The 25,080-nt window shown below is 61.5% G+C and carries 24 protein-coding genes and 1 pseudogene; 5 read left to right on the top strand and 20 right to left on the bottom strand.

The features are described 5' to 3' along the window. A partial coding sequence (locus JaAD80_RS15190) for a serine protease (RefSeq protein ID WP_102295169.1) occupies positions 1-1,290 on the top strand: 1,290 nt, incomplete at its 5' end. Further along, the gene (locus JaAD80_RS15185; RefSeq protein ID WP_102295168.1) at positions 1,287-2,264 is read left to right on the top strand and encodes an FHA domain-containing protein; all 978 of its coding nucleotides are present in this window, start codon (positions 1,287-1,289) and stop codon (positions 2,262-2,264) included. The genes JaAD80_RS15190 and JaAD80_RS15185, both read left to right, overlap by 4 nt. 99 nt (positions 2,265-2,363) lie before the next feature. Here the strand turns inward: JaAD80_RS15185 and JaAD80_RS15180 are convergent, their stop codons facing one another. Then, a complete protein-coding gene (locus JaAD80_RS15180) occupies positions 2,364-3,020 on the bottom strand; it encodes a CCXG family PEP-CTERM protein (RefSeq protein ID WP_102295166.1) in 657 nt (218 codons plus the stop codon). Between the two features lie 471 nt (positions 3,021-3,491). On the opposite strand from JaAD80_RS15180, the gene JaAD80_RS15175 reads away from it, so the two are divergent. Continuing rightward, entirely contained in the window at positions 3,492-3,881 is a 390-nt protein-coding gene (locus JaAD80_RS15175) for an MmcQ/YjbR family DNA-binding protein (RefSeq protein WP_258003009.1), read from the top strand. A gap of 9 nt (positions 3,882-3,890) precedes the next feature. On the opposite strand, the gene JaAD80_RS15170 is transcribed toward JaAD80_RS15175, so the two are convergent. Next, positions 3,891-4,511 carry a TetR/AcrR family transcriptional regulator gene (locus tag JaAD80_RS15170; RefSeq protein ID WP_102295163.1) on the bottom strand — a complete coding sequence of 207 codons (621 nt, stop codon included), beginning with the start codon at positions 4,509-4,511 and terminating at the stop codon, positions 3,891-3,893. A gap of 90 nt (positions 4,512-4,601) precedes the next feature. Between JaAD80_RS15170 and JaAD80_RS15165 the strand changes: the two genes are divergently transcribed. Beyond that, on the top strand, positions 4,602-5,849 hold the full coding sequence (locus JaAD80_RS15165) for an MFS transporter (protein ID WP_102295161.1): 1,248 nt from the start codon (positions 4,602-4,604) through the stop codon (positions 5,847-5,849). 7 nt (positions 5,850-5,856) lie between these two features. Here JaAD80_RS15165 and JaAD80_RS15160 read toward each other — a convergent pair whose 3' ends face one another. The 3 genes from JaAD80_RS15160 to JaAD80_RS15150 are packed head-to-tail and all read right to left on the bottom strand — an operon-like array spanning position 5,857 to position 9,423. Then, a complete protein-coding gene (locus JaAD80_RS15160; RefSeq protein ID WP_102295159.1) occupies positions 5,857-6,159 on the bottom strand; it encodes a hypothetical protein in 303 nt (100 codons plus the stop codon). A 57-nt stretch (positions 6,160-6,216) separates the two neighbouring features. Continuing rightward, the gene (locus tag JaAD80_RS15155; RefSeq protein WP_102295158.1) at positions 6,217-7,392 is read right to left on the bottom strand and encodes a PQQ-dependent sugar dehydrogenase; all 1,176 of its coding nucleotides are present in this window, start codon (positions 7,390-7,392) and stop codon (positions 6,217-6,219) included. 60 nt (positions 7,393-7,452) lie between these two features. Further along, a complete protein-coding gene (locus tag JaAD80_RS15150) occupies positions 7,453-9,423 on the bottom strand; it encodes a hypothetical protein (RefSeq protein ID WP_146012400.1) in 1,971 nt (656 codons plus the stop codon). Between the two features lie 477 nt (positions 9,424-9,900). On the opposite strand from JaAD80_RS15150, the pseudogene JaAD80_RS32010 reads away from it, so the two are divergent. Further along, positions 9,901-10,011 (top strand): annotated as a pseudogene (locus tag JaAD80_RS32010) (hypothetical protein); the annotation flags it as partial. 124 nt (positions 10,012-10,135) lie between these two features. Here JaAD80_RS32010 and ispF read toward each other — a convergent pair. The 15 genes from ispF to nuoE form a co-directional block, all read right to left on the bottom strand. Further along, on the bottom strand, positions 10,136-10,639 hold the full coding sequence (gene ispF, locus JaAD80_RS15140) for a 2-C-methyl-D-erythritol 2,4-cyclodiphosphate synthase (protein WP_102295153.1): 504 nt from the start codon (positions 10,637-10,639) through the stop codon (positions 10,136-10,138). Between the two features lie 20 nt (positions 10,640-10,659). Beyond that, a complete protein-coding gene (gene ispD, locus JaAD80_RS15135) occupies positions 10,660-11,376 on the bottom strand; it encodes a 2-C-methyl-D-erythritol 4-phosphate cytidylyltransferase (RefSeq protein ID WP_102295151.1) in 717 nt (238 codons plus the stop codon). Positions 11,377-11,388: 12 nt separating this feature from the next. After that, on the bottom strand, positions 11,389-12,084 hold the full coding sequence (locus JaAD80_RS15130) for a hypothetical protein (protein ID WP_102295149.1): 696 nt from the start codon (positions 12,082-12,084) through the stop codon (positions 11,389-11,391). An 8-nt stretch (positions 12,085-12,092) separates the two neighbouring features. Beyond that, entirely contained in the window at positions 12,093-12,665 is a 573-nt protein-coding gene (locus JaAD80_RS15125) for an NUDIX domain-containing protein (RefSeq protein WP_102295147.1), read from the bottom strand. Between the two features lie 174 nt (positions 12,666-12,839). Then, the gene (locus JaAD80_RS15120) at positions 12,840-13,163 is read right to left on the bottom strand and encodes a DUF2818 family protein (RefSeq protein ID WP_102295145.1); all 324 of its coding nucleotides are present in this window, start codon (positions 13,161-13,163) and stop codon (positions 12,840-12,842) included. 3 nt (positions 13,164-13,166) lie between these two features. Continuing rightward, the gene (gene nuoN, locus JaAD80_RS15115) at positions 13,167-14,669 is read right to left on the bottom strand and encodes an NADH-quinone oxidoreductase subunit NuoN (protein ID WP_102295143.1); all 1,503 of its coding nucleotides are present in this window, start codon (positions 14,667-14,669) and stop codon (positions 13,167-13,169) included. Between the two features lie 16 nt (positions 14,670-14,685). Beyond that, positions 14,686-16,185 (bottom strand): NADH-quinone oxidoreductase subunit M, encoded by a 1,500-nt coding sequence (locus JaAD80_RS15110; protein WP_102295141.1) that lies wholly within the window; start codon positions 16,183-16,185, stop codon positions 14,686-14,688. A gap of 29 nt (positions 16,186-16,214) precedes the next feature. After that, complete coding sequence (gene nuoL, locus JaAD80_RS15105; protein WP_102295139.1) at positions 16,215-18,308, bottom strand: NADH-quinone oxidoreductase subunit L; 2,094 nt, start codon at positions 18,306-18,308, stop codon at positions 16,215-16,217. A 46-nt stretch (positions 18,309-18,354) separates the two neighbouring features. Beyond that, positions 18,355-18,663: an NADH-quinone oxidoreductase subunit NuoK gene (gene nuoK, locus JaAD80_RS15100; protein WP_010399724.1), complete on the bottom strand. Its 309-nt coding sequence runs from the start codon at positions 18,661-18,663 to the stop codon at positions 18,355-18,357. Further along, positions 18,660-19,292 (bottom strand): NADH-quinone oxidoreductase subunit J, encoded by a 633-nt coding sequence (locus JaAD80_RS15095; protein WP_102295138.1) that lies wholly within the window; start codon positions 19,290-19,292, stop codon positions 18,660-18,662. Before JaAD80_RS15095 ends, nuoK begins: the two co-directional genes overlap by 4 nt. Positions 19,293-19,358: 66 nt before the next feature. Further along, positions 19,359-19,847, bottom strand: a complete 489-nt coding sequence (gene nuoI, locus JaAD80_RS15090; RefSeq protein ID WP_010399726.1) for an NADH-quinone oxidoreductase subunit NuoI — start codon at positions 19,845-19,847, stop codon at positions 19,359-19,361. A gap of 14 nt (positions 19,848-19,861) precedes the next feature. Continuing rightward, entirely contained in the window at positions 19,862-20,944 is a 1,083-nt protein-coding gene (nuoH, locus tag JaAD80_RS15085; protein ID WP_099378296.1) for an NADH-quinone oxidoreductase subunit NuoH, read from the bottom strand. Further along, positions 20,944-23,277 (bottom strand): NADH-quinone oxidoreductase subunit NuoG, encoded by a 2,334-nt coding sequence (nuoG, locus tag JaAD80_RS15080; RefSeq protein ID WP_102295136.1) that lies wholly within the window; start codon positions 23,275-23,277, stop codon positions 20,944-20,946. The genes nuoH and nuoG overlap by 1 nt, the downstream gene beginning before the upstream one ends. A gap of 22 nt (positions 23,278-23,299) precedes the next feature. Then, positions 23,300-24,595: an NADH-quinone oxidoreductase subunit NuoF gene (gene nuoF / locus JaAD80_RS15075; RefSeq protein ID WP_010399729.1), complete on the bottom strand. Its 1,296-nt coding sequence runs from the start codon at positions 24,593-24,595 to the stop codon at positions 23,300-23,302. Continuing rightward, positions 24,592-25,071, bottom strand: coding sequence for an NADH-quinone oxidoreductase subunit NuoE (gene nuoE / locus JaAD80_RS15070; protein ID WP_035820520.1), 480 nt, complete (start codon positions 25,069-25,071; stop codon positions 24,592-24,594). The genes nuoF and nuoE overlap by 4 nt, the downstream gene beginning before the upstream one ends. Between the last annotated feature and the right edge of the window lie 9 nt (positions 25,072-25,080).

Raw genomic sequence — 25,080 nt, 5'->3', positions numbered from 1 at the left:
GTCAAGCCGCCACCGGCCACCGCCGCACCGGCCGCCACCGCGCAAGCGCTGCCGCCGCCTTCGTCGGCCGCGCAAAAGCTGTACACGGCGGCGCGCGCCGATATCCTGCAGGTGCGCGTGCTGCTGAAAAACGGCCGCACGCAGTCGTCCGTCGGCTCGGGCTTTTTGATCGGCACGGGCGACCTGGTGGTCAGCAACTATCATGTGGTGTCGCAGTTCGCGCTCGACCCCGATACCTATGTGGGCGAATGGGTCGATACCAGCGGCCAGCGCGGCAATGTGGAATTGCTGGCCGTCGACGTGCTGCACGACCTGGCCGTGCTGCGCGTGAACCGTCACGGCACGGGCTTTTTCAAGATGCCGGAACAGCTGGCGCCGCTGACGCAGGGACAGTACCTGTATTCGATGGGCAATCCGCTGGACCTGGGCTTCGCCATCTCGGAAGGCGCGTACAACGGCGTCGTCACGCGCAGCTTCTACGACCAGCTGATGTTTACGGGCCCCATCAATTCCGGCATGAGCGGCGGCCCCAGCGTCACGGCGGCCGGCGACGTGGCTGGCGTCAATGTCTCGAAACGCCTCGATGGCGAACTCGTCAGTTTCCTCGTGCCCGCCCGCTATGCCCAGCAATTGCTGGCCAAGGTGGCGCAGCAAGGCAAGCCGCCGAAAGACTTCAAGCCGCTGGTGACGGCGCAACTGCTGGCGCACCAGGAAGTGATGCTGGCGCGCCTGCTCGACACGCCGCTGAACCTGAAAGCCATGGGCCCCTACCGCGTGCCCGTGCGCGAATCGGACCAGATGCGCTGCTGGGGCCGCTCCAACGTCAAGGCAGACAAGCCCTACACGATCGACAACACCAGCTGCGCCATGGAGTCGGCCATCTTCATTTCCGGCGCCTTGCAGACGGGGCAGGTATCGATGCGCCATGAGTTCCTGCGCAGCAGCGAACTGGGCGCCCTGCGCTTTTCCGAGCTGGCCAGCGCGTCATTCAAGAACGAAAATTTCGGCAGCTATAAAAGCGCCAACCTGACGGGCCCCCATTGCACCGAACAGTTCGTCAAGAACAAGACCCTGCCCCTGCGCGCCGTGCTGTGCGTGCGCGCCTACCGCAAGTTTGCCGGCCTGTACGATTTTGCCCTGCTGGCGGCCAGCACCGATGAGCCACTGATGAACTTGCAAAGCCGCATCGATGCGCGCGGCGTGTCCTACGCCAACGGCATGCGCGCCACGCGCACCTTCCTCGAAGCGCTGTCGCGCGCGCCCTCCACCAACAGCAGCCGCAAGCCATGAAAGCGCCCTACTACATCGAAATCCTTGCCGACAATGGCGAGGTGCGGCAGCGCCAGCGCATCGAGACCCTGCCGATCCGCATCGGCCGCGGCTACGACAATGACTTCATCCTCGACGACGCGCATACGGCCGCCGCCCATGCCATCGTCGAGGACGACGGCGCAGGCGGCCTGCTGCTGCGCGACCTGGGCAGCCATAACGGCGTGATCCACCGTGGCCAGCGCCAGGTGCAGGTGGCCTTGACTGGCAACAGCATCGTGCGCCTGGGGCATACGCATTTGCGCGTGCGCGCCAGCGACCATCCGGTGGCGCCGGAACTGAGCGACACCACCATGCACAACTGGGAAGGCTTGCGTCCCGCCGTGGCCGGCCTGGCCATGATCGGCGCCTCGGCCGTCTTCAGCAACTGGCTCAGTGATGCGGAAGCCTTCGAGCCGATTGCCTACCTGATGGTCATCGCGTATGCGCTCGGTGGCGGCCTCATCTGGGCGTCGATCTGGGCCGTGGCCAACCGCCTGTTCGGCCAGACGGCGCGCTTCGGCCGCCACGTGTTCATCATCGGCTGCGGCCTGCTGGCCATGGAAGTGTGGGAACTGGGCAGCAATGTGGCAGCGTACGCGCTGTCGCTGGAGGCGCTCACGCGCTATGGCCGGCACATGTTCATCGCCATCGTCTGCGCCATGATCTACTACCACCTGTGCACGATCAAGCCGCAGCACCCGCGCCGCTTCGCGCTGGTGGCCGTGGTGCTGGCCATCATCGGCTCGGCCTTGATCTTGCTGAGCAATTTGCAAGTCCATGGCCGCCTGGCCGACGAGCCCTATATGTCCGTGCTCTACCCGCCCGCGCTGCGCCTGAGCCCGAACCAGACGACGGACGCCTTCTTCCGCGATGCGGCCGCCCTGCAGCGCGGCGTCGATGCCGAACGGGGCAAGGCGGCCAAGGGCGATGCGGAGGACGATGGCGACGAGTAAGCGCCAGCGCACCTACGCCTGACGTCAAAAAGCCCGCCGTGTCCTTGCAGACCGGCGGGCTTTTTCATGCGCGCCGTCAGGCGCGGGCATCGCTGAAACTTAGAACTTGGCTGGCTGCTTGCGGCGTGCCGTAAAGCCCAGCAAGCCCAGGCCGACCAGCAGCATGGCGTAGGTGGTCGGTTCCGGCACGGCCGAGATCAAGCCGTCATTTGCGCCGAAGCTGGCGAAATTGTTATTGCCGGCCTTGAACTGCACTTGCTGGCCGCCATCGCAGCAGCCTTCCAGGCCATAGATGCTCAGGGTATGGTTGCCGGCCGACAAGGCGCTCGAACCGCTGAGGAACTGGCTGCCATTGTTGTAGTTGCCTGCCCACCACATGTCGTTGCTCTTGAAGTCCAGCGCCACGCCGTCGAGGAACAGGGCGCCGCCCCTGCCGAAATCGACGCCGCTGCGGAAGCTCCAGGCGCCCGCATCGCTGGCGCTGACGCCAAAGTTGATGACGGATTTGAAGGCGATGTTCGAATTGCTGCCGAACAGGCTGCTGTTGTTCAGGTTGTCATAGCTGGCGACGCTTGTCGAGCCATAGCCGGCGCCCGGCGTGGCCACGGCGGCGTTCACGACGGACTGGTAGGCGGCGGCGGAGCTTTGCGCGCCGGCCTCCGAATAGCCGGTGGACAGGGTGATGGTGCTGGCGTTCGCGTGGGAAAACACACCAGCGACGATCAGGGACAAGGCGATTTTAGGCAAGTTTTTCATGATGGTATCCAGTCAATAAGTATTCAGTGGGCGCAGCAGGCGGAGTGGCGCTTGAGCTGAATACACGCTGCATTGAGGCGTGTCGGCGAAGCGCTAGAGATTGCAAGATGAGCGGTCGGGAACGTGACTTCCGCAGCGCGGACTCGCGGCGTGCCAAGGCGGCACTGCAAGCGTCCTGGAAAGGGTTCGGGTTCCCGGGACAAAGCCAGTCAATTGACGGGTCAGGTAAAACGTTGAATCTATTCTATATTAAATTCCTACAAGAAAAGTATTTTTCTTTTGACTACGGAAGATATTTTTCTAACAATGCCACGCTGAACAGGCAAAAGCAGGCTGTTCCGCCCTGCGCCAAGGGCTGCGCAGCCTTCCCGGCAGACCATGGCGTGTCGCGCCAGCGCCACAGCTGGCCCCGCCACTGTCGCATCTTGCGCATTTCTTTTCGCATGCCGCTGCACCACGCGGCGGGACAGCATGGCAAAATGCACTCACGCTACTGTCTATCCGATAAGGGGGAAAGAGGAAATGGTCGACCTGGAAGAACTACGCTATCTGGCACTGTCGTTTCCCGATACCACCGAGGAAGAACACCACGACCGTCCGGCCTTCCGCGTGGGCGGGAAGATCTTTGCCACCCTGCCCGACGATGAGCACATCAACGTTCTGCTCGATGCGGAAGCGGCACATATCGCCACCGTCATCACCCCCGCCGGCTGCGAAAAGCTGTGGTGGGGCGAGCGCCTGGCGGGCATCACGGTGCGCCTGGCCGATGCCGAACTCGACATGCTGGCCGCCGCCCTGACGGCCGCATGGCGACGCAAGGCGCCCAGCGACCTGGCCAAGACCATCGACCAGGCCGGCTAAAAGAGCCGGCTACATCGGCCAGTTGCGCAACAGCAGCGCCACCATCTGGTGCAGCTGTTCGCGCGAGACCCCGGCGGCGGCCTGGATGGCCATGCCCTGCGACAAGGTCACGACAAAGCGCGCCTGCTGCTCGGGGCAGGAGTCCGGCGGCAAATCACCCTCCTGCTTCGCGCGCCGCAAACGGTCGCGCAGCTTGATTTCACCGCGCAGGCGGCGCGCAAACAATTCATCGCGGATCGGCAAGGCATCGTCGCTGCAGGCCAGCGCCGCATTCACGCCCATGCAGCCGTGCGGGCCGTCGGGCATGGTTTGCGCGTCGACATACTGCGTCAGCAAGGCTTCCACTACCTGGCGCGCCGTCGGCTGCTCCAGCGCCGCGTCGAAAAACCGCATGCGCGTATCGCTGTAGCGCTCCAGGGCCTTGTGGAACAATTGTTCCTTGTTGCCGAAAACCGCATACAGGCTGGGCCGGTTCATGCCCATGGCTTTCGTCAATTCGGGCAGCGAGCTGCCTTCATAGCCTTTTTCCCAGAACACTTTCATGGCGCAATCGAGCGCCTCATCCGCGTCGAACGTGCGTGGCCGTCCCGTTTTCGCCTTCAGCGCTGGCTCTTTTTTCTCTTGTTTCATACCGTTCGGTAAAAAATTGTGACAAGGATTTTAATTCCCGGATATTATATACCGACCGGTTAAAAACCTCCCGCTATTCAGGAACCCACCATGCACGCACCCAACAACTCTCCGGCGCAGGCCGATACGCCCGCCGCCAGCGACGATACCGCCGCGGCGCCCTGGCTGGCCGTCCTGTCCGTCGGCATCGGCGCCTTTGCCCTCGTCACCTCCGAATTCCTCCCCGTCGGCCTGCTGCCCGCCATGGCCGCCGAACTGGCCATCAGCAAGGGCCAGGCGGGGCTGATGATCACCACGCCCGGCATCGTTGCCGCGTTTGCCGCCATCTTTGTCACCGTCGGTTCGGGCCGGCTGGACCGCCGCATCGTGCTGCTGGCCCTCACGGCCCTGCTGATCGCCTCGAACCTGCTGGTGGCGCTGGCGCCATCGTATGGCGCGATATTGCTGGGCCGCGCCATGCTGGGCGTGGGCGTGGGCGGTTTCTGGGCCATCGGCAGCGCCATCGGCCCGCGCCTCGTGTCGCCGCAGCACGCCTCGCGCGCCATGTCCATCATCTTTGCCGGCGTCTCGCTGGGCACGGTGGCGGGCGTGCCGGCCGGCGCGCTGGTGGGCGAACTGGTGGGCTGGCGAGTCGCCTTTGGCGCGGCCAGCGCCATCGCCGTGCTGGTCTTCATCGGCCAGCTGTTCCTGCTGCCCAAGCTGCCGCCGACGCAAGCCATCCGCCTGCGCCAGCTGCCGATGATTTTCGGCATCCGCAAGGCGCGCCTGGGGCTGATCGCCACGGCCATGCTGTTTACAGGCCAGTTCGCCGCCTACACGTATATCGCGCCCTTCCTCACGCAGGTGTCGCACCTGGCCGCCGGCACCGTCAGCGCCATGCTGCTGGTGTATGGCGCATCCGGCTTCATCGGCAATATCGTCGGCGGCTGGGCGGCCGGGCGCCACGAGCGTTCAGCCCTGATGGTGACGGGCGCCGTGCTGGGCGTGTCGACCCTGGCGCTGGCCGCGCTGGGCAGCCATCAGGTGACGGCGATGCTGCTGGTGGCGATCTGGGGCTTCGGCTTTGGCGCCATGCCGATCGCCGTGCAAACGTGGATGTTCAAGGCGGCGCCGCATTTGATGGAGGGCAGCAGCGCGCTGTTCGTGGCCATCGTGCAAGTATCGCTGGCGTCGGGTGCCTTGCTGGGCGGCCTGGCCGTCGATCACCTGGGCGTGGCCAGCGCCATGGTGGTGGGCGGCCTGTTTGCTCTCGGCTGCGCCTTGACCATCGGCATCTTCGGCAAGCCGCAAGCCACGGCAGCCGTGACCGCTGGCGTGGCTTGCAAGGCAGGAGCTTGAGGCAATCTCAGATGCGTCCTCGGCGAAATTCACCGAGGAATTTTTTGACTTCGGCCGGCGTCATCACGACATCCGCATCGCCGTGATACGCATACAGGAAAGGTATGCCGCCCAGGCGGTCCGTCAGCTTGGCGAACAGCAAGAAACGGCTGCCCAGCGGATAGCGCTGCAGGTCGCTCAGGCGGCGCGCGCACTGCACGGCCAGTTCCGGCGAAAAGGCCTGGCCCGGCACGGGGCGGATTTCCACCTTGCCATTGACGGACCGCGATTCGACGGCGACATGCCGGTATGCATAAGTATCTCGGGCCATGTTGCCACCTTGTCTTGAGTAAAGGCGCCATCTTAAGCGAAGTGGGCGCCTGCCGTGTTACTGCGCCACGATGCGCAGCAAGCGCCCGTTGTCTTCATCTGTCAGCGCATACAGATAGCCATCCGGCCCCTGGCGCACGTCGCGCACGCGCGCGCCGATGGCCAGGCGGTCCTGCCCCGTCACCTTGCCGCTGGCATCGACGGCGATGCGGCGGATATCCTTGGCCGCCAGGCCGCCGCTGAAGACGCTGCCGCGCCAGGCGGGAATCTTGTCGCCCGTGTAGACGGCCAGGCCCGACGGCGCCGGCGACGGCACCCAGGCCACGCTCGGGTTGAGCATGCCCTCCACCTCGTGCTTGCCAACGGCTTCATGCGTCTTGTAGTCGGCGCCATAGCTTTGCAACGGCCAGCCGTAGTTGCCGCCTGCCACCACCAAGTTCAGTTCATCGCCGCCATACGGGCCGTGTTCCGTGGCCCACACGCGGCCAGACACGGGATCGAGCGCCAGGCCCTGCACGTTGCGGTGGCCGTACGACCAGATTTCCGGCAAGGCGCCCTTGGCCGCCAGCGGGTTGCCGGGCACGGGCTTGCCCTCGTCCGTCAGGCGCAGGATGGAGCCCTGGTGCGTGGCCAGGTTCTGCGCCTGCTCGCGCGCCAGTCGGTCGCCGATGCGCAGCGGCGGGTTGCCGCCATCGGCCACGCTCATCAGCAAGCTGCCGTCCGGCAGCCACAGCAGGCGCGAACCGAAGTGCTGGCCGCCGCTCTTGTCCGTGGCCACCTTGAACAGGGTCTGGATGCCCGTCACCTTCTTGCCATCGAAGACGCCGCGCACCAGGGTCGTGCGGTTGGCATCATTGTTGCCCGTCGATAGCGTCATGTACACGCGGGGATTGGGCTTGCCGGCATCCTGCGGGTGGATGACGATATCGAGCAGGCCGCCCTGCCCGCCCGTAAAGACGGCCGGCATGCCTTCCAGCGCCACGTCGCTGAACGTCTTGCCATTCAGCAGGTGCAAGGTGCCCAGCTTGCTGGTAACGAGCGCGCGGCCCTCGCCCAGCCAGGCAATGCCCCACGGCTGGCGCACGCCCTGCGCGACAGTCTCGGCCTTCCAGCCCTGTTTGGCGGCGGGCGGCTCGCCCGTGGCTTGCAGTTCGGCATGGGCGGCCGGGGTAATGAATGCCAGGGCAGCCAGGGCGGCGAGCCAAGGGCGGCAGTCAGCAGGACGTGAAAACATGGGCAATCTCCATCAGTGGATGAGGCGGGCCAGCATTACCGAACCCGCCAGGGTCGTCAATCAGCGATATACGACATAGTATTTCACACCTGACGCTCCCACCTGCGCACTGCCTGCTTGCACCAGGGCCACATGATTTCCATTTCCACCATGGAAAATGTCCAGGCCATAACTGGCTTGGCCCTCAATGACAGGCAGGGGAATATCCACGTCAGGCAACAGGAGCGATCCGGCGATACTGAAGCGCCTGTAACTGGTCAAATATTCATTCGCAAAGTATGGCGAACCATTGTAGACGCTTCGCATGACGAGCGCTTCCCCGCGTGCGTCGGAGTGGCTGATCGCGATCATCTGGCCCGGCAGCCCCAGGTTGCCCACGAACCGCAAGGTATCCGTGTCAAAGTAATTCCCCATGACTGTAAACACCAGTTGCTCGGAGGCGGACAGGAACAGCGGCGAGCTCATAGGATAGTCGCCATGGTACGGGGAGTCGCCGGTGGTCAATATGGCGCCGCTCACCGGATCGACAGTAAAGTAATAGATGTCAGCCGGACTGATGCCTTCCGAAATCAGCAAGGCCTTGTTCTTCGTGGCGGCAAAGACGCCTCGCGTCACCCCATAGAATGAAAAACTGTCAGGCGACGCGGACGCGGCGCCCGTCAACATGTTCAAGGCCACTACCGCCGGTCTCATCCACGAAGATGTGGTCGATCCCGTCAGATAAACAATCCCGTCATCACGCAACGCCACTTCCGTATGCAGGCCACCGGTTCCCAGCGTGCGGATGATTTTCGCCGCCTCCAGATCGACCAGGCTTACGCTACCTTGCTGCAGCACGGCTGCCAGTTTGCCATTCTTGCTCAGGCTCAAGGCGATGCCGGGCAACGGCAACATCACGGACTTGATGACACCGGTGATAGGATGGACAATCTTCAGGGCATCCGGATCCGCCGCCACCGCCACCACGCGATCGAGCGAAGTGCTGTATTTGGCATACAGGGGCTTGAAGCCGAGCGGCACGACGGTCGGTACCGACGCGAGCACATTCAAGGTCATATAAGCCGTGTTCGCTGCCGCGCCGCTGCTGACTGTCAGCGACACAATATAAGCGCCAGCCACATCGGGGGTAAAGGCCAGCTGCGGCAAGGCGGACGACGCAATCGCCGCACCTGACGTGGCAGGACGGCTTTCCACCTTCCACAAATAGCTCAGCCTTGCGCCGTGCTCGTCATAGCTCAAAGCGCCGTTCGCCGCAACCGGCGAGCCGGCGATTGCCGTTTGCTGGCTGCGGTCTATGATGGCAACCGTATCCAGAATGACATTGTATGGCGAGCGGTTCGCAGCGTCGAAGACATACACTGTCTCGGCATACGCGCCCTTGCTATCCGCACCGCGCGCCCGGACCTTGTACTGTCCCAGCACGTCGGGAGAGAAACGTGCCACCTGGCCGGCAATGCGCAGGCCGGATGCGCTGCCAGCCGGTTTCTCGATGAGGTCCCAGGTAGTCGTCACCGCATCGCCATCGGCATCGGTACTGCCCGTGGCATCGAGGACGATAGCCGATCCCGCCGACACGCTCACAGGCGGCTTGACGACGGGTTCCGCCGTAAAGCTGGCATTGACCACGACCGCCGTATTTGGCACCCGGTTATTCACCAGTACTGTGGCGTTTTTTTCCGCAAAGCCGCCCTTGCTATTCGTCACGCGCAGCCTGAAGACATAACTGCCCAGCACATCGGCCTGGAATACCAGCTTCGCGGCGCTGGCATTTGCCAGATTCAAGGTACTGCCCGCTGGCTTGCTAACAATGCTCCAGGCAAAACTCAAGGCATTGCCGTCCGCATCTTTGCTACCGCCCGCATCGAGTTCGATAGGCGCCCCCATGCTGCCCGTCGCGTCAGCGCCATCAGCGGCTGCCGAAACGGCACCGGCAAACAAAATGGCAGGCTGCGGCACCGTCGCCACTGGCGGCAGTGCCGCAGCATCGCCGCCGCCACCACCGCACCCCGCCAGCATGACCATGACCAGCATGCCCGCTCCCAGCCAGCGCATTGCCGGCCCCTGTATACGACTGCGCATATGGATCCGTTCTCTCAGTATTTCCGTGGTGATGAATGACGTCTTGTCGCATCCAAAAAAATTGCCGAACGCATATTATCATGTGAATAACATTTAATATTCACAAAATATCACCCACGGAAATAATTTTTATCAAGAAACATCAGGCATGGGCGGCCACCGCCAACATTAAAAAACTTTAACGATATGCAAAGGCTGGCGTAAGCGCCGGGCTGGCGCTGTAGCAGATTGATCCGGCACCCTGGCCAGCCTGCTGGCGCTGGCCATGTCCGCCGCGCCACCATGCCGCGGCGCAAATGCACGGTGGCGCGCTGCGCCTGCAAGACAATGGCCAGGGATTGCCGTCCGTGCCGTGCCTGAGCTTGCGGCGGTGATGGTGATGGTGATGGTGATGGTGATGGTGATGGTGATGGTGATGGTGATGGTGATGGTGATGGTGATGGTGATGGTGATGGTGATGGTGATGGTGATGGTGATGGTGATGTCGGATTACGCGCTTTGCGCTACTCCGACCTACCAGGGCGCGCATTGAGCGCGTAGGTCGGATGAGCACGGCACAGCCGTGCGTAATCCGACATATTGTTGATGACAGCAATAAGCCTGTTAGGGCGAATTAGCGGCGGCGCGCCGCGTAAGCCCGACACACTGCTGATGCCTGCCCGGTTCAAGCCCGCAGCAGCAAGGCCACGGCTTCCGCGGCAATCCCCTCTTCACGCCCCAGATACCCAAGCTTTTCATTCGTCTTGGCCTTGATGTTGACCTGGCCCACACTCACGCCCAGGTCTGCGGCCACGTTGGCGCACATGGCGGCGATGTGCGGCGCCATCTTCGGGCGCTGGGCGATGATGGTGGCGTCGATGTTGCCGATCACGTAGCCCGTCGCCTGCACGCGGCGCACGGCTTCGCGCAGCAGGGTGCGCGAATCGGCGCCCTTGAATTGCGCGTCCGTGTCGGGGAAATGGCGGCCGATGTCGCCCAGCGCGGCCGCGCCGAAGATGGCGTCCGTGATGGCGTGCAGCAGCACGTCGGCGTCGGAATGGCCGAGCAAGCCCAGGTGATGCGGAATCTTCACGCCGCCGATGATCAGGTCGCGGTTTTCCACGAGGGCGTGGCAGTCATAGCCCTGGCCGATGCGAAATGGGAGGTCGGGAGTGTTGGTGATCGTCATGCGCTCTTTCGGTTCAGGATTCAAGGATGGGCCAAATACAGTTCGGCCGTGTGGATGTCACGCGGCAGGGTCACCTTCAGGTTGCGCGGGTGGCCCTCGACGAGTCTGGGCGCCAGGCCCAGCGCTTCGACGGCGCTGGCGTCGTCGGTAATCGCCTGCGGATCGGGCGCTTCGGACAAGGCTTTGTGCAACAAGGCATAGCTGAACATTTGCGGCGTCTGCGCCAGCCACAGGCCGTCGCGCGGCACCGTCTGCGCCGACACATTCCCCACGCCTGCCCGCTTGACGGTATCGACCACGGGCAAGGCCAGCAAGCCCCCGGCCGGATGGTCACCCACTTCGGTAATGAGTTTTTCGATCAGCGCCGGCGTCAGGCCGGGCCGCGCCGCGTCGTGCACCAGCACCTGGTCGTGCGCCTGCAGGCTGCCGTGCAAGGCTTGCAGGGCGTTCAAGATCGTTTCCATACGCGTGGCGCCGCCGCAGCGCAGCACCGATACGCCAGACCCTGCGCCGTGCTCCTGCACCACCGAGTCGATCACGCCGTCATCGGCGCTGACGACGACATACGTGTGCGCGATGAGAGGGCTGGCCATAAAGGCGTCGAGCGCGTGGCGCAGCATGGGCTTGCCGGCGATGGGTAAATATTGCTTGGGACTGCCCGCTTGCATGCGTGCGCCCACGCCGGCGGCGGGGATCAGCGCAAAGTAACGGACGCTATTCGGTACTGCTACTGTCATGCCATTCCTTGTCTAGTTGGCGGGCGATGCCTTGCCCGCCAGGATGTTCTGGATGTCGCCCTTGCAGGCCTTGCCCAGGCGCGCATATTCCTGCGGAGAATCGATGGCGGCCTGCAAGGTTTCCACCTTGCGCATTTCCGCCTTGATGTAGGGCAGCCAGCCCGTGTCGATCTCGCGCGCCAGCGCCGCCTTGGCCGTGCCGCGCGGCGCATACAGGGGGCGCGCCTCGAAGCGCCTGGCCAGCGCGGCGCGCACGGTCTTTTCCACCTTGGGCAAATGCTCCATATAGGTTTTCATGTGCCGCAGCTCATGCGCCAGTATCTCATCATACGCGCAGCTGCCGGGAGCGAACTCGCGTCCGATATAGATCACCACGGGCGCGTAGGTAATCTTGACGGTGATTTGCGGCGCCACACATTCGTAGCCGCTGGCGGGGTCTTGCAGCATGGGACCGGCCAGGCCAATCTGCACCTGCGAATCCGTCTTCGTCAGGCCCAGCACCCAAGTGTTGGCGCGCGCCATGCCTTTCATTACCGTCAGCGCCTTGTACGGCAGATGCGTGTCGATGCTGTAGCCGTTCTGCTGCGCCGTCAGCACGGACACCGTCTTGCTGATGCTGTCTTCGCAGCGCACCTGGAACGGCGTGCGCGTCTGCGCCTGCGCACCGCAGGCGGCAGCCGCCAGCAACAGGAAGATGGCCGTGCGCATGGATGGGATCAGGCCGGCTGCCAGGCGCCGCTGGTGATCTTGTCGAGCCAGAAGATGCCGATCACGGTTTTCACATCCGTGATGGTGCCATCCCTGACCCAGTCCAGCAGCTGCGGCACGGTGGCCGTGAACGTTTCCAGGAATTCACCGTCGTCGAGACGGCGCTCGCCCGCCACCAGGCCGCGCGCCAGGTACAGCTCCAGGTGCTCATCCGAATAGGCGATGGCGTTATGGATGGTGGAGACGAATTGCCAGCTTGTTGCCGTGTAGCCTGTCTCTTCCAGCAGCTCGCGCTGGGCGCAGGCCAGGTGCGCTTCGCCCGCGTCGATCTTGCCAGCGGGGAATTCGATGAAGACCCGCTCCAGCGGATAGCGGTATTGGCGCTCCATCAGCACCGTACCATCGTCGAGCAGCGGCAGGATGACGACGGCACCCGGATGCAAAATGAATTCGCGCGCCGTGATCTTGCCGTCCGGCAGCGTCACCCGGTCGCGCTGCACGCGCAGGAAGCCACCCTCGTAGACGATCTCGCCGTCCACCTTGGTTTCAATCAATTGCGTATCAGTGGCTTGGGTATCCATGGAATTCCTTTATTCAATAAAAAACGGCGCCAGAGGCGCCGCTTTCGGAGGGTAGGAACACTGACAAAACCGTCGCGAGCGGCAGTGATTTGTGGCTGAGAAGCGGAGCTGTGCTGTAGCACAGTGAGCATCACAGGCCGCAAAGCGCGACGCGCAGCAGGTTTGATCAGCGTTCTAGCGGCGTTTGCGTAAATAACGGCTCACAAACCCCGGGAAAGCCAGCACCAGGAACAGGCAGCCGGTGATGGCATAGAACTCCCACGTCTGCGGGAAGCCGTTGCCGATGCGCGCTTCGAGCGCGAACGCCACGGCGCCGACGACGAAGTACAGCACCACCATCTCCAGCAGGCGCAGTGCCAGCGGCTTGCGCCAGCCCTGCTCCGCTGGTGCGGCCTTTTTCAAAGGCACGGCGGCAAACAGTTTCTCGTTAAAGAAAGGCAGGTTGGCACCCAGGATGCCCAGGGCGATCACCAGCCAGCTGGAGACGGTGACATCCATCGGTCAGGACGCCAGGGTCTTGCTGATGGCCGAAGCGCAGGCCGCCAGGATGCTGTTCGGCATCACGCCCAGCGCCAGGACAAACACGCCGTTCAGGGCCAGCATCACGCGCATGTCGCCATGCACGACCAGCGCATTGCTGTCGGTCGGCTCGTCAAACCACATCATTTTCACCACGCGCAGGTAGTAGAAGGCGCCGATCAGCGAGAACAGCACGGCAGCGATGGTCAGCCACAGCTGGCCCGTGGCCAGCACGGATGCCAGCACCGAGTACTTGGCCATGAAGCCCATCAGCGGCGGCACGCCGGCCAGCGAGAACATGAACAGGGTCATGACCAGCGCGAAGATCGGGCTGCGTTTGCCCAGGCCCTTGAAATCGGCCAGTTCTTCCGCTTCGAAACCGTTACGTGCCAACAACATGATCACGCCGAAGGTACCCAGGGTGGTGAACACATAGGTGATGACGTAGTACATCGAGGCGCCGTAGGCGGTGGCTGCGCCAGCCGCGTTCAGGGTGTTGTTCGGCGCGTCAACGGTGCCCGACAGCAGACCCAGCAGAACGAAGCCCATTTGCGCAATGGTCGAATACGCGAGCATACGCTTCAGGTTGGTTTGCGCGATCGCGGTAAAGTTACCGATAGCCAGCGACATCACGGCCAGTACCAGCAGCATCTGCTGCCAGTCATGCGCCATCGGCAGCAAGCCCTCGCCCAGCAAACGCAGGGTGATGGCAAACGCGGCCAGTTTCGGCGCGCCGCCCAGCAGCAGGGTCACGGCCGTTGGCGAACCCTGATACACGTCAGGCACCCACATGTGGAATGGCACGACGCCCAGTTTGAAGGCCAGGCCGGCAACCAGGAACACCAGGCCGAAGACCATGATGGTGCCGTTGGTCTTGCCGTTTTCCAGCGCCACGCGCAGTTCGCCCAGGTCCAGGGTGCCGGACGCGCCGTACAGCATCGAGATACCGTACAACATGAAACCGGAAGCCAGTGCGCCCAGGATGAAGTATTTCATGGCCGCTTCCGTGGCCTTGGCATTGTCACGGCGCAGGGCGATCAGCGCGTACAGCGACAGCGACATCAGTTCCAGACCCAGGTAGATGATCAGGAAGTTGTTGGCCGAGATCATGATCATCTGGCCCAGCAGTGCAAACAGGGCCAGCACGTAGAACTCGCCGCCCAGGTTACCCGACAGCATGTTGCGGTCGGTAGCGTAGGCACGCGAGTAGATCAGGGTCAGCGCCACGGCGCCGTACGAGAACAGTTTCAGCAGCTGCGACATCGGGTCCGACACGAACATATTGTGGAACGTGTAGACGGTGGTGCCCGCGTTGAAGTCGCCCACGGTCAGCAAGGCGCAGCCGGCCAGGGTCAGCAAGGACAGCGCATAGGTGATCGTGCGCTTCGCCGCAGGCAAGAACATATCGATCAGCAAGAGCGCCGACGTGGCGATCAGCAGAAAGATTTCCGCGTACAGCGGTACCAGATTAGGTGCATTAGTCATGTTATCGGTCTTCTATTTAAGGCAACTTGCTGGTGGCGACATGCTGCAGCAGGTCAGCAACCGAAGTTTGCATCGTGTCGGTGAACGGGGCTGGGTACAGACCCATTACGAGCACGGCGATGGCCAGTACAGCAAGCATGAAGAATTCACGTTTGTTGATATCGGTCAGTTCAGCCACATGCTTGTTCTTGATCTTGCCGAACACCACGCGCTTGGCCATCCACAGCGAGTACGCCGCGCCCCAGATCAGTGCCGTTGCAGCCAGCAGACCAATCCAGAAGTTGTATTTCACCGCGCCCAGGATCACCATGAACTCGCCGACGAAGCCGGACGTCGCTGGCAAGCCGCAGTTGGCCATCGAGAACAGCACGAAGAAGGCGGCAAATTTCGGCATGCGGTTCACGACGCCGCCGTAGTCGGCGATGTTGCGGGTATGCATGCGGTCATACAGCACGCCGATGCACAGGAACATCGCGCCGGAGATGAAGCCGTGCGAGACCATCTGCACGATACCGCCCTGCACCGAGATGTCGTTGAACATGAAGAAGCCCAGGGTGACAAAGCCCATGTGCGCGATCGACGAATAGGCGACCAGTTTTTTCATGTCCGTTTGCACCAGGGCAACCAGACCGATGTAGATCACGGCGATCAGCGACAGGGTGATCATGAAGCCCGACAGGTAGTGGCTGGCGTCCGGCGTGATCGGCAGCGAGAAACGCAGGAAGCCGTAGGCGCCCAGTTTCAGCATGATGGCGGCCAGCACGGCGGAGCCGCCCGTCGGCGCTTCCACGTGGACGTCCGGCAGCCACGTGTGGACCGGGAACATCGGCACTTTGACGGCAAACGCCATCAGGAAGGCCAGGAAGATGAAGATCTGCTCGTTCATCGTCAGCTTGAACGCGTGCCAGGCCAGGATGTCGAAGGTGCCCGATACATTGCGCAGGTAGATGATGGCAACCAGAGTCAGCAGCGAACCGAAGAAGGTGTACAGGAAGAACTTGAACGACGCGTACACGCGGTTCGAACCGCCCCAGATACCGATGATGATGAACATCGGGATCAGGGTTGCTTCAAAGAAGAAGTAGAACAGCAAGCCGTCCAGCGCGCAGAACACGCCGATCATCAGGCCCGACAGGATCAAAAACGATCCCATGTACTGGGCGACGCGCTTCTCGATCACTTGCCACGCCGAAATGACGACGATGACGGTGATGAAGGCCGTCAGTGGCACGAACCACAGCGACAGGCCGTCGATACCCAGCGAGTACCAGATATTGAAGGTTTCAATCCACGGTGCTTTTTCGACGAATTGCATGCCGTGTGCGGCGTTGTCGAAATGCTGGATCAGCGGCAAGGTGCACAGCATGCTGAGCACCGCGCCAGCCAGCGACAGCCAGCGGGTAAAGCCCGCTTTGCTGTCACGGCCGAGAGCCAGGACCAGGACGCCGCAAATGATCGGCACCCAGATCGACAGACTCAGGTAAGGAGGTAGTGTAGAAATCGTAGACTGCATCATGGTTCTCAGTATTCTTTTATCAGGTCAGCTTACTTAGCGGGCCAGAATGGCAGGAAATAGATCAGGAAGCCCAGCACGCCCAGGATCATCACGAATGCATAGTGATAGATGTAGCCGGTCTGCAGCACTCGCGACAGCGAGGACAGCCAGGCGACGACCTTGGCGCTACCGTTGACCAGCAGGCCATCGATCAGCTTCTTGTCACCGAAGTTCCACAGGCCATTACCCAGCAAGCGGGCACCGCCGGCGAACACGACTTCATTGAACTTGTCCATGTAGTACTTGTTGTCCAGCAGGGTGTGGATCGCGTGGAACTTGGCAAAGAACCAGGCCGGTACGCGCGGGTTGACCATGTAGCAGTAGTAGGCTGCCACCACGCCGGACAATGCCAGCCAGAACGGTGCCGTCGACAGGCCATGGATCGCCATCGCCATTGCGCCGTGGAATTCGTGCGACAACTCTTCCATTGCTGGATGGTTTTCGCCGACGAAGATCACGCCCTTGAAGAAATCGCCATGCAGCATCGGGCCGATGGTCAGGTAGCCGATGATCAGCGAAGGAATCGCCAGCATCACCAGCGGGAACCAGACGACGAATGGGGACTCGTGCGGCTTCTGGCCAGGCTCCAGACCGTGGTGCGCGTGGTCGTCCTCTTCCTCTTCGTGATGGTCGTCATGCGCGTGGGCATCATGCTTGGCCGCAGGCGCGTGATGGTCGTCGTGGCCGTGCGCGTGTGGCTGGCCGAAACGTTCCTTGCCATGGAAGACGAGGAAGTACATGCGGAACGAGTAGAAGGCGGTGACGAACACGCCAGCCAGCACGGCGAACTGGGCAAAGCCAGCGCCCCAGATGTGCGTTGCTTCGACGGCTTCGATGATGCTGTCTTTCGAGTAGAAACCGGAGAACAGCGGCGTGCCGATCAGGGCCAGCGAACCGATCAGGGAAGTGATCCAGGTGATAGGCATGTACTTGCGCAGGCCACCCATGTTGCGGATATCTTGATCGTGGTGCATGCCGATGATGACGGAACCGGCGCCCAGGAACAGCAGTGCCTTGAAGAATGCGTGCGTCATCAGGTGGAACACGGCCACCGAGTAGGCGGACGAACCGAGCGCCACGGTCATGTAGCCCAGCTGCGACAGGGTCGAGTAAGCGACGACGCGCTTGATGTCGTTCTGAATGATGCCCAGGAAGCCCATGAACAGTGCCGTGATGGAACCGATCACCAGGATGAAGGACAGTGCCGTGTCGGACAGTTCGAACAGCGGCGACATGCGCGAGACCATGAAGATACCGGCCGTCACCATCGTCGCGGCGTGGATCAGTGCCGAGATCGGGGTAGGACCTTCCATCGAGTCAGGCAGCCACACGTGCAGCGGGAACTGCGCCGACTTGCCCATCGCGCCGATGAACAGGCAGATGCAGGCCACGGTCAGCAGGGCCCAGTCGGTACCAGGCAGGCTCAACAGTGCCAGTTCGTCTTTCTTGGCGAACACTTCCTGGTAGTTCATGGTGCCGGCATAGGCCAGCAGCAGGCCAATGCCCAGGATGAAGCCGAAGTCGCCCACGCGGTTGACGAGGAACGCCTTCATGTTGGCCACGATGGCCGTCGGACGCTGGTACCAGAAACCGATCAGCAGGTAAGAGACCAGGCCCACGGCTTCCCAACCGAAGAACAGTTGCAGGAAGTTGTTGGCCATGACCAGCATCAGCATCGAGAACGTGAACAGCGAGATGTAGGCGAAGAAGCGGTTGTAGCCTTCGTCGTCCTTCATGTAGCCGATCGTGTAGATGTGCACCATCAGGGACACGAAGGTGACCACGCACATCATCATCGCCGACAGCGAATCGATCTGGAAGCCCACTTCCATCTTCAGGGTGCCGATCGTCATCCAGTTATAGATGGTGCCGTTGAACGTCGCGCCATCGAGTACGGCCAGCAGCGTGTGGACGGACAGGATGAGTGCAATCAGAACGCCCAGGATCGTCGCGGTATGCGACGTCTTGCGTCCGACCAAATTACCCAGGAACTGGGTGCCAAGCAAACCTGCAATCGCGGCACCGGCCAGCGGCGCCAGCGGTACGGCAAGAAGGAGGTTAGGGTTGAGGAGTTGCCCCGCCATGATGAACCTTAATCGTTATTATTCGAGAGATCGAGTCTGAAAAACATCAGCCTTTGAGGCTGTCCAGGTCTTCGACGTTGATGGTATCCAGATTACGGAACATCACCACCAGAATAGCCAGACCGATAGCCGACTCAGCGGCGGCAACCGTCAGGATGAAGAAAACGAAGATCTGACCGGCCGCGTCGCCCATGAAATGGGAGAACGCGATGAAATTCATATTCACCGCCAGCAGCATCAATTCGATTGCCATCAGCAATACGATGATGTTCTTGCGGTTCAGGAAAATACCGACGATCGAGATTGCGAACAGGATCGCGCCCAGGACCAGAAAATGTGTGAGCGATAATGTCATGGTGCCTCCTTAACTTCCGGCTCAGCCGCAGGACGCTCGACAACCGCGTCCATCTTGATGATCTTCAGGCGGTCGTTGCGCTTGACGCGCACGGCATCGCCTGGAGCGAAATGCTTGGTGTCCTTGCGTTTGCGCAGGGTCAGTGCAACGGCGGCAACGATGGCCACCAGCAGCACGACGGCGGCGATCTCGAAGGCGAACACGTATTTCGTGTAGATCAGCATGCCCAGTTCCTTGGTGCCGCCCAGGTTCACGTTCACCGGCGCGATGCTCGGCGCAAAGTTACGGAAACCGTGCCACAGGACAGCGGCCATTTCCAGCACGATGATCACGCCCACCGTCACGGACAACGGCAGATAGCCCCAGAAGCCTTCGCGCATGCGGTCGATATTGATATCGAGCATCATGACCACGAAGAGGAACAGCACCATCACGGCGCCGACATACACCAATACCAGCACGATGGCCAGGAATTCAGCTTGCAGCAGCATCCAGATGCCGGCCGCGGAGAAGAAGGACAGTACCAGGAACAGCACTGCGTGGACCGGATTACGGGCCGTGATGACGCGCGTCGCTGCCAGAATCAAGATCAGCGCGAAGGCGTAAAACAAAATTGTTTTAAAGTCCATAAAAAACCCAATAGACGTACAGATGAACGAGGGGCGCGCCGCAGCCTCTCAGCTGCGGCGCATCCATCAGCGATAAGGTGCGTCGGCGGCGCGCGCAGCGGCGATGTCATTTTCATAACGATCACCTACGGCCAGCAACATCTCTTTCGTGTAATACAAATCCCCGCGTTTCTCGCCGTGGTATTCCAGGATTTGCGTCTCGACGATCGAATCGACCGGGCAGGACTCTTCGCAGAAACCGCAGAAGATGCACTTGGTCAAGTCAATATCGTAACGCGTGGTGCGGCGCGAACCGTCGTCACGCTGTTCCGATTCGATCGTGATGGCCATCGCCGGGCAAACCGCTTCGCACAGTTTGCAGGCGATGCAACGTTCCTCGCCGTTCGGGTAGCGGCGCAGCGCGTGCAAGCCACGGAAACGCGGCGAGATCGGTGTCTTCTCTTCCGGGAATTGCACCGTGATCTTGCGCGAAAACATGTACTTGCCTGTCAGCGCCATGCCCTTGATCAGCTCGCCTAACAAGAGGCTGCTGAAGAAATCTTTTACCTTATCCATTCGTATGCACTCTCTTACTTCCAAATATTCCAGGATGTCTGCATCCAGGCAGCGACGAAGACCAGGTAGACCAGCGTCAACGGGATAAACACTTTCCAGCCGAGGCGCATGATCTGGTCATAACGGTAGCGTGGGAACGTACCGCGTACCCAGATGAACACCGAGACGATGAAGAAGGTTTTCGCGAACAGCCAGAAGAAGCCGCCGAAACCACCCCAGAACTCCAGGAAAGCAAATGGTGCGGACCAGCCACCGAGGAACATGATCGAAGCCAGGGCGCCGATCAGGATCATGTTGGCGTATTCGGCCAGCATGAACATGGCGTAGGCCATGCCCGAGTACTCGACCATGTGGCCGGCAACGATTTCCGACTCGCCTTCGACGACGTCGAACGGGTGGCGGTTGGCTTCAGCCAGGCCCGACACCAGGTAGATGACGAACATCGGCAGCAGCGGCAGCCAGTTCCACGACATGAAGTTCACGCCTTTTTCGGCGAAGTAGCCGATTTGCTGGCCGCCGACGATGTCGATGAAGTTCAGGCTGCCCGAGACCATCAGCACGATGACCATCACGAAGCCCATCGGGATTTCATACGAAATCATCTGTGCCGACGCACGCATGGCGCCCATGAACGAGTACTTCGAGTTCGAAGCCCAGCCGGCGATGATGATGCCGTAGACTTCCATCGAGGTAATCGCCAGCAGCAGCAGCAAGCCCGCATTGACGTTGGCCAGCACGGCTTCCGGACCGAACGGCACGACCGACCAGGCGGCCAGGGCCGGCATGATGGTCATGATCGGGCCGATCACGAACAGGCCCTTGGCGGCCTTGGCCGGGATGATGATCTCTTTGAACAAGAGTTTCAGCGCATCGGCGATCGGCTGCAGCAAGCCCAGCGGACCCACGCGGTTCGGGCCGACGCGGATCTGGATCCAGCCGATCAGCTTGCGCTCCCACAGGGTGGCGTAAGCAACCAGACCCATCAGCGGCAACAGCACGCACAGGATCTTGATCAGGGTCCAGAAGAACGGCCAGGTACCGCCCAGCAAATCCTGGCCGGTACTGTTGATGACGTTTACAAATTCAGGCAGAGCCATCAGATTTTCCCCTCTGCTGTTTCAACTGTGATGTCACCGAACATGCCGCCCAGGCCAGCCGTCGAGGCATGCGCCGCCGACACTTTGACCACATTGGCTGGCAGGCCGGCGTGAATGGCCGCCACCAGGATGGCGCTGCCGGAGCCTTGCGCCACTTTGACCTTGTCGCCCGCCTTGATGCCCAGCTTGCCAGCCAGTTCGGCGGACAGGTGGGCTTGCGGCGTGGCGCCATCGACCGTGCGTTGCAAAGGCTCGGAGCGGCGTACCAGCGCGTCGGCGAAGTAGATCGGCACGTCGGCGATGCGTTGCAGCGCAGGCGAAGCCGGTGCGTAGCTTGCCGCTTCCGGCGCGTTCTTGGCGATGTTGTTCAGCTGTGCCGACAGGTCGGTCACGCCGGCACCAAACGCTTCGTCGCGGATCGCTTCGGAGGTGTCGTAGTCGAAACCGGCCAGGCCCAGGATGTTGCCCAGGACGCGCAGCACTTTCCAGGCTGGACGGGTTTCCGCCAGCGGTTTCACGGTGCCGTTGAAGCTTTGCGCGCGGCCTTCGCAGTTGACGAAGGTGCCCGAGGTTTCAGCGAACGGGGCGATCGGCAGCAAGACATCGGCGTAGTCCATGCCATGCTTGAAGGCCGACATCGCCACGACCATCTCGGCCTTGTCCAGCGCGGCGCGGGCCGCTTGTGGATTGGCGGCATCGAGTTCCGGCTCGGCGTGCAGCAGCACGTAGGCTTTTTTCGGTACGGCAAACGCAGCTTGCACGTTCGCGCGCGGCTTGGCGACCAGGTGCGCGCCAACCGTGTTGGCCGCTTCCGTCAGGTAGCCCAGGGTGGCGCCCGTCTGTTCCGCGATCCATTGCGCGGCAGCATGCAGTTGCGACGCTTGCGGGTGTTGCGTTGCCGCGTTACCCAGCAGCACGGCGCCGTGGTCGCCGGCCATCAGGCTGGCGGCGATGTCCACTGCCACGTCCGAAGCGGCAACCGTTTCAAAACCGGCTGGCGCGGCGATTTCTTTGGCTTTCGCAACAGCGGCGACCACTTCCGACAAGGTTGCCAGCCAGTCACTTGGCGCAACGATCATCTTGTTGGCGATGGTGATCAGCTGATCATCGTCCGAGGCGTGCAGGATCGACAGCTTGGCGCCGCCCTTGACGGACGCGCGCAAACGCGTGGCCAGCAATGGGTGATCCTTGCGCAGGAACGAGCCGATGACGAAGGCGCGCTTGATCTGGCCAAATTCGTTGATCGGCATGCCCAGCCATGGCTTGACGTTCGCGTCCAGCGCGAAGTCCGTCTGGCGCAGGCGGAAGTCGACGTTCTCGGAACCGAGACCGTGCGCGACCTTTTGCAGCAGGACCAGCTCTTCAACGGTCGAATGCGGCGTTGCCAGCGCGGCGATGGCGTCGGCGCCATGTTCGTGCTTGATGTTTTTCAGGCCGTGCGCCACGTATTCCAGCGCCGTCTGCCAATCGACTTCTTTCCACTCGTTGCCCTGTTTCAGCATCGGCGAGGTCAGGCGTTCGGCACTGTCCAGCGCTTCATACGAGAAACGGTCCTTGTCCGAGATCCAGCATTCGTTGACGGCTTCGTTTTCCAGCGGCAGCACGCGCTTGACCTTGCCAGCTTTCACTTGCACGATCAGGTTCGAGCCGAGGCCGTCATGCGGGCTGACCGATTTGCGGCGCGACAGTTCCCACGTACGGGCGCTGTAGCGGAACGGCTTCGAGGTCAGTGCGCCGACCGGGCACAGGTCGATCATGTTGCCCGACAGTTCGGAGTCGACGGACTGGCCGACGAAGGACACGATTTCCGAGTGTTCGCCGCGGCCGATCATGCCCAGCTCCATCACGCCGGCCACTTCCTGGCCAAAGCGTACGCAGCGGGTGCACTGGATGCAGCGCGACATTTCCTGCATGGAGACCAGCGGACCGGCTTCCTTCGGCGTGACGACGCGCTTGTCTTCCTTGTAGCGCGATTCGCTCTTGCCGTAGCCCACTGCCAAGTCTTGCAACTGGCACTCGCCGCCCTGATCGCAGATCGGGCAGTCGAGCGGGTGGTTAATCAGCAAGAATTCCATGACCGACTTTTGCGCCTGCACAGCTTTATCGCTGGCGGAACGCACGATCATGCCGGCACTGACCGGGGTCGCGCAAGCGGGCAAAGGCTTGGGGGCCTTTTCCACTTCGACCAGGCACATGCGGCAGTTCGCTGCGATCGACAATTTCTTGTGATAGCAGAAGTGCGGAATGTAGGTTCCCAATTTGTTGGCGGCGTCCATCACCATGCTACCAGCAGGGACTTCGACTTTTTTGCCGTCTATTTCGATTTCAACCATGGTGATCGTTACCTGACGCAGCTTAGATATATGCGGGCACTAAGCAATGCTTGTGCTCGATATGATATTCAAATTCTTCACGGAAATTCTTAATGAAGGCCCGTACCGGCATGGCAGCCGCATCGCCCAGTGCGCAAATAGTGCGGCCCTGGATGTTGTCGGCGATCGAGTTGAGCATGTCCAGGTCGTCTGGACGACCCTGCCCCTGCTCGATGCGATGCACCATGCGGTACATCCAGCCTGTGCCTTCACGGCAAGGCGTACACTGGCCGCACGATTCTTCAAAGTAGAAGTAGGACAGGCGTTCCAGCGCCTTTACCATGCAGCGTGTTTCGTCCATCACGATGACGGCGCCCGAACCCAGCATCGAACCGGCTTTCGCGATCGAGTCGTAGTCCAGGTCGGTCTGCATCATGATGTCGCCGCGGATCACCGGAGCGGACGAACCGCCAGGGATCACGGCCTTGATCTTTTTGCCACCGCGCATGCCGCCTGCCAGTTCCAGCAGGGTCGCAAACGGGGTGCCGAGCGGCACTTCATAGTTGCCCGGTTTTTCCACGTCGCCCGAGATCGAGAAGATCTTCGAACCGCCGTTGTTCGGCTTGCCCATCGCCAGGTATTTCTCTGGACCGATGTTCAGCACGAATGGCACGGCCGCGAAGGTTTCCGTGTTATTGATCGTCGTCGGCTTGCCGTACAGGCCAAACGAGGCAGGGAAAGGCGGCTTGAAGCGCGGCTGACCTTTCTTGCCTTCCAGCGACTCGAGCAGGGCCGTTTCTTCGCCGCAGATGTAGGCGCCATAACCATGGTGCGCATGCAACTGGAACGAGAATTCGCTGCCCATGATCTTGTCGCCCAGGAAGCCGGCGGCGCGCGCCTCTTCCAGCGCTTCTTCGAAACGCAGGTATTCCTGGAAGATCTCGCCGTGGATGTAGTTGTAACCCACGGTGATGCCCATGGCGTACGCGCCAATGGCCATGCCTTCGATCAGCGCATGGGGATTGTAACGAATGATGTCACGGTCCTTGAAAGTGCCCGGTTCGCCTTCATCTGTATTGCAGACGAGGTATTTTTGACCCGGGAACTGGCGCGGCATGAAGCTCCACTTCAGGCCGGTAGGGAAACCCGCGCCGCCACGGCCGCGCAAGGACGAAGCCTTGAGGTCGGCGATGATCTGTTCCGGCGTGATTTTCTCTTCCAGGATACGCCGCAGGGCGCTATAGCCGCCGCGGTTCACATAATCTTGCAAATGCCAGTTCTTGCCATCCAGATCCTTCAGGATCAATGGATCGATATGGCGGTTGTGGAGTGACGTCATTTCTTGAGTTCCTCCAGCATGGCGTCGATCTTCTCGTTCGACATCCAGCTGCACATGGTTTTATTGCTGACCAGCAAGACAGGCGCATCGCCGCAAGCACCCATGCACTCGCCTTCAACCAGGGTGAACTGGCCGTCAGCGGTGGTTTCGCGGAAATCGATACCCAGCTTCTGCTTCAGGTACTCTGCAGCGCGCACGCCGCCCGACAGGGCGCATGGCAAGTTGGTGCACACGGTGATCTTGTGCTTGCCCACGGGCTTCACGTTGTACATATTGTAGAACGTGGCAACTTCCTGCACGGCAATCGCCGGCATGCCGATGTAATCGGCCAGTTCCTTCATGGTTTCCGGTGCCAGCCAGCCCAGTTCATCCTGGGCATGCGCCAGCGCGGCCATGACGGCGGATTGACGCTGGTCGGCCGGGTACTTGGCCAACTCACGGTCAATTTTCTTATAGCATTGCTCTGATAACAACATACTTTTTGC

This window comes from Janthinobacterium sp. AD80 (assembly GCF_002878455.1).
Lineage (GTDB): Bacteria > Pseudomonadota > Gammaproteobacteria > Burkholderiales > Burkholderiaceae_D > Janthinobacterium.
This window is presented reverse-complemented; position numbering and strand designations above follow the sequence as displayed.

Bases quoted from the DNA above. Each gene is read 5' to 3' on its own strand.
- JaAD80_RS15185 (WP_102295168.1), top strand. From the start codon at position 1,287: ATGAAAGCGCCCTACTACATCGAAATCCTTGCCGACAATGGCGAGGTG.
- JaAD80_RS15180 (WP_102295166.1), bottom strand. From the start codon at position 3,020: ATGAAAAACTTGCCTAAAATCGCCTTGTCCCTGATCGTCGCTGGTGTG.
- JaAD80_RS15175 (WP_258003009.1), top strand. From the start codon at position 3,492: ATGGCAAAATGCACTCACGCTACTGTCTATCCGATAAGGGGGAAAGAG.
- JaAD80_RS15170 (WP_102295163.1), bottom strand. From the start codon at position 4,511: ATGAAACAAGAGAAAAAAGAGCCAGCGCTGAAGGCGAAAACGGGACGG.
- JaAD80_RS15165 (WP_102295161.1), top strand. From the start codon at position 4,602: ATGCACGCACCCAACAACTCTCCGGCGCAGGCCGATACGCCCGCCGCC.
- JaAD80_RS15160 (WP_102295159.1), bottom strand. From the start codon at position 6,159: ATGGCCCGAGATACTTATGCATACCGGCATGTCGCCGTCGAATCGCGG.
- JaAD80_RS15155 (WP_102295158.1), bottom strand. From the start codon at position 7,392: ATGTTTTCACGTCCTGCTGACTGCCGCCCTTGGCTCGCCGCCCTGGCT.
- JaAD80_RS15150 (WP_146012400.1), bottom strand. From the start codon at position 9,423: ATGCTGGTCATGGTCATGCTGGCGGGGTGCGGTGGTGGCGGCGGCGAT.
- ispF (WP_102295153.1), bottom strand. From the start codon at position 10,639: ATGACGATCACCAACACTCCCGACCTCCCATTTCGCATCGGCCAGGGC.
- ispD (WP_102295151.1), bottom strand. From the start codon at position 11,376: ATGACAGTAGCAGTACCGAATAGCGTCCGTTACTTTGCGCTGATCCCC.
- JaAD80_RS15130 (WP_102295149.1), bottom strand. From the start codon at position 12,084: ATGCGCACGGCCATCTTCCTGTTGCTGGCGGCTGCCGCCTGCGGTGCG.
- JaAD80_RS15125 (WP_102295147.1), bottom strand. From the start codon at position 12,665: ATGGATACCCAAGCCACTGATACGCAATTGATTGAAACCAAGGTGGAC.
- JaAD80_RS15120 (WP_102295145.1), bottom strand. From the start codon at position 13,163: ATGGATGTCACCGTCTCCAGCTGGCTGGTGATCGCCCTGGGCATCCTG.
- nuoN (WP_102295143.1), bottom strand. From the start codon at position 14,669: ATGACTAATGCACCTAATCTGGTACCGCTGTACGCGGAAATCTTTCTG.
- JaAD80_RS15110 (WP_102295141.1), bottom strand. From the start codon at position 16,185: ATGATGCAGTCTACGATTTCTACACTACCTCCTTACCTGAGTCTGTCG.
- nuoL (WP_102295139.1), bottom strand. From the start codon at position 18,308: ATGGCGGGGCAACTCCTCAACCCTAACCTCCTTCTTGCCGTACCGCTG.
- nuoK (WP_010399724.1), bottom strand. From the start codon at position 18,663: ATGACATTATCGCTCACACATTTTCTGGTCCTGGGCGCGATCCTGTTC.
- JaAD80_RS15095 (WP_102295138.1), bottom strand. From the start codon at position 19,292: ATGGACTTTAAAACAATTTTGTTTTACGCCTTCGCGCTGATCTTGATT.
- nuoI (WP_010399726.1), bottom strand. From the start codon at position 19,847: ATGGATAAGGTAAAAGATTTCTTCAGCAGCCTCTTGTTAGGCGAGCTG.
- nuoH (WP_099378296.1), bottom strand. From the start codon at position 20,944: ATGGCTCTGCCTGAATTTGTAAACGTCATCAACAGTACCGGCCAGGAT.
- nuoG (WP_102295136.1), bottom strand. From the start codon at position 23,277: ATGGTTGAAATCGAAATAGACGGCAAAAAAGTCGAAGTCCCTGCTGGT.
- nuoF (WP_010399729.1), bottom strand. From the start codon at position 24,595: ATGACGTCACTCCACAACCGCCATATCGATCCATTGATCCTGAAGGAT.
- nuoE (WP_035820520.1), bottom strand. From the start codon at position 25,071: ATGTTGTTATCAGAGCAATGCTATAAGAAAATTGACCGTGAGTTGGCC.